5 protein-coding genes and 1 pseudogene are annotated in these 6,987 nt (G+C 34.6%); all 6 read left to right on the top strand.

Annotated features, from left to right (window positions below):
- Positions 1–375 (top strand): annotated as a pseudogene (locus B3J44_RS10915) (SusC/RagA family TonB-linked outer membrane protein); the annotation flags it as partial.
- A gap of 13 nt (positions 376–388) precedes the next feature.
- Complete coding sequence (locus B3J44_RS10910) at positions 389–2,074, top strand: RagB/SusD family nutrient uptake outer membrane protein (protein ID WP_286968474.1); 1,686 nt, start codon at positions 389–391, stop codon at positions 2,072–2,074.
- A 99-nt stretch (positions 2,075–2,173) separates the two neighbouring features.
- Positions 2,174–3,112 (top strand): alpha/beta hydrolase, encoded by a 939-nt coding sequence (locus tag B3J44_RS10905; protein ID WP_286968473.1) that lies wholly within the window; start codon positions 2,174–2,176, stop codon positions 3,110–3,112.
- 49 nt (positions 3,113–3,161) lie between these two features.
- Positions 3,162–4,385: a glycoside hydrolase family 88/105 protein gene (locus B3J44_RS10900; RefSeq protein ID WP_286968472.1), complete on the top strand. Its 1,224-nt coding sequence runs from the start codon at positions 3,162–3,164 to the stop codon at positions 4,383–4,385.
- A gap of 22 nt (positions 4,386–4,407) precedes the next feature.
- Positions 4,408–5,634, top strand: a complete 1,227-nt coding sequence (locus tag B3J44_RS10895) for a glycoside hydrolase family 88/105 protein (RefSeq protein ID WP_198857993.1) — start codon at positions 4,408–4,410, stop codon at positions 5,632–5,634.
- 163 nt (positions 5,635–5,797) lie between these two features.
- Positions 5,798–6,987, top strand: a 1,190-nt coding sequence (locus B3J44_RS10890) for a glycoside hydrolase 43 family protein (protein WP_286968471.1), incomplete at its 3' end; no start/stop codon positions are given.

The following is a 6,987-nucleotide window of genomic DNA, read 5'->3' as shown; positions in this document are numbered from 1 at the left end:
GACCGTGGACGTCAGAAATTAGCAATGGATTACTTTATTCCAACTAATGGTGCAGGTATAGAAGCCAATGCAAATACTACAAACCCAAGACCTGGACCAGTTGCCACAGGTGCAGGTGCCTATTGGACATCTTTATTTGGATACTATAGAGACGTGTCTTACGTGAAAATCAAAAATATATCTTTAGGTTACACTTTAGATTCTGAATTATTGAAAAAACTAAAAATCTCTAATTTCAGAATTTATGTGAATGTTTTAGATCCGTTTGTGTTTACAAAATTCGATGGTTATGATCCAGAATGGGCAGCTTCTCCTTTTGGAGTAAACCGTCCGGCAGCAGTAACTACACAATTAGGATTAAGTGTTAAATTTTAATAAAGATATTCAAATGAAAAAAATACTAGTAATAATAGGAATAATTGCTGCAGCTGTAAGCTCTTGCAGTAATTATATTGAAGAAGATAGCCGTTCTTATGTACCGGCAGATGCGACATACAAAACAGCCTCAGGATTTCAATTATTGGTCAATACAAATTATGCTTGGCTGAAAGGAATTTATGGCGGAAACCCATGGCTTTTTGAAGCAGGAACAGATATGTACGCTGAAGGACGAACTCCAGAACCAGCAGGATTGAGCCAGTATACACTGCTAATACCTTCTTCAGACAATGTAGCAGATTTGTATAATTCTTGTTATCAGCAAATTCAAGCAGTAAACAAGACCGTATATTATTCTACAGTTACAGAACAAACTGCAAATATAAATACACTTGTTGGAGAAGCACGTTTTTTAAGAGCAAATGCTTATTTCTTATTAGTGCAAACTTATGGCGGTGTTCCAATTGTTTTAGATAACATAACAACTCCAGTTTTATCTTTTACCAGAAACACAGCAGAAGAAGTATATACACAAATTATTGCAGATTTAGATTTTGCTTTGGCCAATGTAGGAACAGCTGCTTACAGTGCGTCTGGAAAAGTAAACAAAAGAGCAGTAAACGATTTATTGGCAAAAGTGTACTTAACAAGAGGATATGAAACTTTTGGTAAAGCCGATGATTTTTCAAAAGCGGCTGCTTATGCCGATGCTGCAATTGCAGGACAAGCCCTAAATATTCCATTTAATCAATTATTTGTTACAACAGCAACAGGTGATAACGATTTGAATGCTGAAACTATTTTTTCAGTACAGTACGATAAGGCTTCAACAAGTACAGATCCTACAAAATTGGGTAACAACCAGTTTTACTATTTCAGTTCTTATTTAGGAGGAGCAGAAACAGGAGCGCCTTTAAGAAGTTATAATTTGTGTCCAACAGATTATGCTTTAGGTTTATACGAAAAAGGTGATGCAAGATGGAATGCTACTTTTATGACTGAAATTGTAGAAGGACCAGAAACAACAAACGGAGTTACAAAGACAATTTTATATTATCCGTACTACAGAAGTTCAAATCCAGCCTCATTAAAAGTAAGACATTTTTATGAGCCAAAATGGTTTACCGCAGCAGATAAAGCAGATTGGATGACTGCTAATGCTTCTAGATTATCTGCGACATTTGTATACCACCCTTGGGGAGAATATTCGGCAGCACATACTTTAATTAAAAACCTGGATTGTTATACTATTCCGGTTAAGAAATTTGATGATGCAAATCCGACAACTCCTTCAAGTACAGGACCAGTAAGCACAAGAGATATTATTGTTTCGAGACTTGGAGAAACTTATTTAATTGCCGCAGAAGCTTATTTAAAAGCAGGAAATCCAGGAACAGGATTAGACCGTTTAAATGAAGTAAGAAGAAGAGCAGGAGTTGCCAATGCAACTTTAGCTCAATTTAATATTGATTATATCTTAGATGAAAGAGGAAGAGAACTGTTAGGAGAATACAAACGCTGGTTCGATTTAAAACGTACAGGAACATTGGTAGCAAGAGCTTCGGCTCATAATTATAAAATAAAAGAAGCAAATTTTGTTGGTGTTGATGGAAAGCTTAAAATTTTAAGACCAATACCACAAACAGTTTTGGATTTAAACCAAAATAAAGATTTTCCTCAAAATCCTGGTTATTAGTAATTTGTTAGTTTTTTGAGAACTATGTTTTTTGAAGTAGTTAAAAAGGAGTTTGACTATAGGTCGAACTCCTTTCTTAACTAAAGAATTAAAGAAAAAATGAAAAAAGTAAAATTAATAATAGTATTGTTTTTGAATGTGTTTGTAATGCAAAGCCAGCAGTACAAAGTAGATACGTCGTACACTATTAAAAGCACTTTTACTAAATTAATAAAGAAATATCCGTTTATTACAATTCCAGAAATAAAAGCAAATCCAGAGGTTAAAGAAACATTTGATTTAGTTTACAATAAAGAACAAAATCGTGTTTTGCACTTTGATGCTTTCATCAATACAAAAAAGAAAAAAAATCCAGCAGTGATTATGATTCATGGCGGAGGTTGGAGATCGGGAAATAAAAATCAAATGCAGTTTATAGGAAAAGAAATTGCTGCAAAAGGTTATTCTTGTTTTGCAATTGAATACAGATTGTCATTAGAAGCAAAATATCCAGAAGGAGTTATTGATGTCAAGAACGCTATAAAATTTATAAAAGGCAATGCGGTGAAATTTAATGTAGATCCAAACAAAATTGCGGTTTTGGGCTGTTCTTCGGGAGGGCAAATGGCAGCTTTGATTGGTACAACAAACAATAATCCGCTTTTTGAAGATAAAGAATTTAAAAGCCGTTCTTCTTCAAAAGTTCATGCCATCATAGATCTAGATGGAGTTTTAGCATTCAAGCATCCAGAATCGTCAGAAGGAGATATGGCAGCATTTTGGTTAGGCGGAAAATCAGACGAAATGCCAGAAAACTGGAAAAACGCTTCGGCGTTGAGCCATACAGATCAAAATACGCCACCAGTATTATACATCTGTAGCAGTATTCCGAGATTTCATGCAGGAAGAGACGATATGATTAAGATCTTGAACAGCTATAAAATCTACAATGAAGTACAAACCATTCCAGATTCTCCACACTCATTTTGGTTTTACGATCCTTGGTTTACACAAACAATCTCGTACAGCGTGCAATTTTTAGATAAAATTTTTAAATAACTTAGATAAACTATTAGAAACCGCTAAATAAAAAGTAAAATTTATTTTTATGTGTAAATCTCTTTCAACAAAGATTAATCTAAAAAAAACAGTATTTGTTTTATTGATGCTTTTTGGTTTTAAAACTATTGGGCAGACTCCAAATGATGGAGAAGCAAAAGTTATTCCTTATGATTTAAAATGGTCAGAAAGAACAGCTCTTTCAATTTTAAATAAGTATCCGCAAGCATGGCAGCTTGACGGAAATGAAAAACCTAAATGGGATTATAAAATGGGATTTGTATTGTCTGGTTTTGAAAAACTGTATCAAAAAACAAACGATAAAAAATACTTAAACTACATAAAAGAGTATGTAGACGGAATGATTGATAGTACTGGAAACATTAAGAAATATGATATTAAAGAATACAATATTGATTGTTTGAATCCGGGAAAACTGCTGTTTAATTTGTATGGCATAACAAAAGATTCTCGCTATTTGAATATTATTGGACAACTCCGAAATCAGTTAGAAAGTCAGCCAAGAACGGCAAGCGGAGGATTTTGGCACAAGCAGATTTATCCAAATCAAATGTGGATTGACGGTTTGTATATGGCAGAACCTTTTTATGCACAGTTTACTGTTAAATACGAAAAAGGAAAAAGTCTAGATGACATTGCTAAACAATTTGAATTGGTGCAAAATCATATTGTAGATAAAAAAACAGGTTTGGTATATCAAGCTTGGGATGAAAGTAAAGAGATTGCGTGGGCAGATAAACAAACAGGAACTTCACCGACAATTTGGGGTAGAGGAATTGGATGGTATATGGTTGCTTTGGTTGAAACGTTAGATTATTTTCCAAAATCACATCCAAAATATAAAGTTTTGGTAAGCTACTTGAATCAGATGGCAAAAAATGTGAATCAATATAAAAGCGAAAATGGACTTTGGTATCAAGTTGCTGACAAGCCAGAATTGTACGGAAATTACGTAGAACCATCAGCGTCTGGAATGATCATTTATGCTTTTGCAAAAGGAGCCAATAAAGGTTATTTATCCTCAAGCTATAAATCAACAGCAAAAAAATCATTTGACAGTTTTGTAAAAGAATTTGTGAAAGTAGATAAAAAAGGAGAAGTAAATATATTGAATGTTTCATCAAATGTAGGTTTGGGCGGAAAACCATTTCGTGATGGAACAAACACGTATTATCTTATTTCCAAAACAAAAGAAAACGGTGCAATAGGCCTTGGAGCATTTTTATTAGCCGCAATTGAATTAGAAAAATAGTAGAATTTAAATATATTTTGAAATGAAAAAGAGTAGAAAGCAAAGTTATTTTATGTCGATCTTGATGGCTTGTTTTATGACCATTACAAGTTGTAAAGTAACATCGCAAGAGCCAGCAAAAACAGATATTGTAATAGGAAAGAAGCTGAAATGGTCTGATAAAATGGCCTTAACATTAATGAAACGCCATCCAGAATCCTATATGCTAGACGATGCTAAAAAACCAAAGTGGGATTATGTTCACGCTTTAGTTTTGCATTCAATAGAAGAATTATACAAAAAAAATCCAGATCCTAGATATAAAGCTTATGTTAGAGGTTATGTAGATATTTTGGTTCAAGCTGATGGAAGCATTAATACTTACGAATTCGACAAATATAATATTGATTTAGTACTGCCTGGACGCTTGCTTTTTGATGTTTATGCAACTTCAAAAGAAGATAAATATTTAAAAGCATTGCAATTAATACGTAAACAGCTTTCAGAACAGCCAAGAACACAAAGTGGCGGATTCTGGCACAAGCAAATCTATCCAAATCAAATGTGGTTGGATGGCTTGTATATGGGAGAGCCTTTTTATGCTGAATACACCGCTAAATTTGAAAACGGAAAAAGCTTTGATGATATCGCAAAACAATTTGAAGTAATTCAATTAAAAGCAACAGATCCAAAAACAGGATTATTGTACCACGGATGGGACGAGAGCAAACAAATGCCATGGGCTAATAAAGAAACAGGAAACTCTCCAAACTTCTGGTCTAGATCTTTAGGTTGGTACGTAATGGCTTTGGTTGATGTTTTAGATTACATGCCAAAAGATCATCCAAAAAGAAAAGAGCTGATTCAATATTTAAACAATGCTTCAGAAGCAATTCTTAAATTTCAAGATAAATCATCAGGTTTATGGTATCAAGTTACAGACAAAGGTGGCGAAAAAGACAATTACTTAGAAGCTTCTGGATCTGCAATGTTTTCATACGCTTTTGCAAAAGGTGCAAACAAAGGGTATTTGCCAGCTAAATTTAAGAAAGCAGCCAACAAAGCTTTTGACGGATTAACTACCGTATTAATTAAAAAGGTTGATGAAGATGGCGGAATCACGCTAACAAACTGCTGTCAAGTAGCTGGTTTAGGTGGAAATCCGTACCGTGATGGTTCTTACGAATATTACGTAAACGAAAGAAAAAAAGACAACGATCCTAAAGCAACAGGACCATTTATTTTGGCTGCGATTGAGTTAAATAGATAATTTTTTAGAAGTTATGAGTTTTGAGTTATGAGTGATGAATGTTCAGCTTTGTCTTGCTGAGCGAAGTCGAAGCATCTCAAAGTAACTCCTCAAAGAAAAAGTAAGTTACAAACCCGACAGGTTTTAAAAAACTGTCGGGTTTAAACAAAAAGTATAGTTAAAAATGAAAAACATAAAAATCATCGTATTCCTCTTCTGTATTATTCCTTTTCAGAAGAATACCGCACAAGTTTGGACATCAGATAATGGAGACGGAACTTATACCAACCCGATTCTCCATGCCGATTATTCAGATCCAGATGTTGTTCGCGTAGACGATGATTATTATATGACTGCTTCCTCTTTTAATTGCATTCCAGGTCTTCCTATTTTGCATTCTAAAGATTTGGTAAACTGGAAAATTATTGGTCATGCTTTGGTAAAACAACCGCCATTTGAAACCTACGATAGGGTACAACACGGAAATGGAGTTTGGGCGCCAAGTATTACTTATCATAAAAATGAATTCTACATTTACTATCCCGATCCCGATTTCGGAATTTATATGATTAAAGCTAAAAAGGCAGAAGGTCCGTGGTCTGAACCGCTTTTAGTAAAAGCAGGAAAAGGATTAATAGATCCCAGTCCGCTTTGGGATACAGACGGGAAAGCCTATTTAACTCATGCTTTTGCAGGAAGTCGTGCACAAATTAAAAGTCTTTTGGTAGTTTGTACCATGAATCCAGAAGGCACCGTTGTTAATAATGATGAAGTAATGGTAATTGACGGACACAAAGACGAGGAAACAATTGAAGGCCCAAAATTTTATAAAAGAAATGGCTATTACTATATTTTTGCTCCTGCAGGAGGTGTTCCAACAGGTTGGCAGACTATTTTAAGATCGAAAAATATTTTCGGACCTTATGAAAAAAAGAAGGTTCTAGAACAAGGTTCAACCGCTATAAATGGTCCGCATCAAGGCGCTTGGGTTACCACTCAGACAGGCGAAGATTGGTTTTTTCATTTTCAAGATAAAGATGCCTATGGACGAATTCTGCATCTCCAGCCAATGAAATGGGTAAACGACTGGCCAGTAATGGGCGAGGATTATGATAAAAACGGAATTGGTGAGCCTGTTACTACTTTTAAAAAGCCAAATGTTGGTAAAAAATATCCAATAGAAGCTCCAGCAGAATCGGACGAATTTAATGAACCTAGGTTAGGCTTGCAATGGCAATGGCAAGCAAACAGACAAATAAATTGGGGATTTCCGACAAGTTTAGGTTACTTAAATTTGTTTTGCAATACAACTTCTCAGAATATCTTCAATGCGCCAAATTTATTATTACAAAAATTTCCGGCAGAAGAATTCAC

Source organism: Flavobacterium sp. UBA4854, assembly GCF_002399805.1.
Taxonomy (GTDB): domain Bacteria; phylum Bacteroidota; class Bacteroidia; order Flavobacteriales; family Flavobacteriaceae; genus Flavobacterium; species Flavobacterium ginsengisoli.
The sequence above is the reverse complement of the archived record's forward strand: the minus strand, read 5'-3'. Positions and strand labels throughout refer to the sequence as shown.

What these genes read in the sequence shown, in the direction of transcription:
- B3J44_RS10905 (WP_286968473.1), top strand. Translation starts at nt 2,174, where the DNA reads ATGAAAAAAGTAAAATTAATAATAGTATTGTTTTTGAATGTGTTTGTA.
- B3J44_RS10910 (WP_286968474.1), top strand. Translation starts at nt 389, where the DNA reads ATGAAAAAAATACTAGTAATAATAGGAATAATTGCTGCAGCTGTAAGC.
- B3J44_RS10895 (WP_198857993.1), top strand. Translation starts at nt 4,408, where the DNA reads ATGAAAAAGAGTAGAAAGCAAAGTTATTTTATGTCGATCTTGATGGCT.
- B3J44_RS10900 (WP_286968472.1), top strand. Translation starts at nt 3,162, where the DNA reads ATGTGTAAATCTCTTTCAACAAAGATTAATCTAAAAAAAACAGTATTT.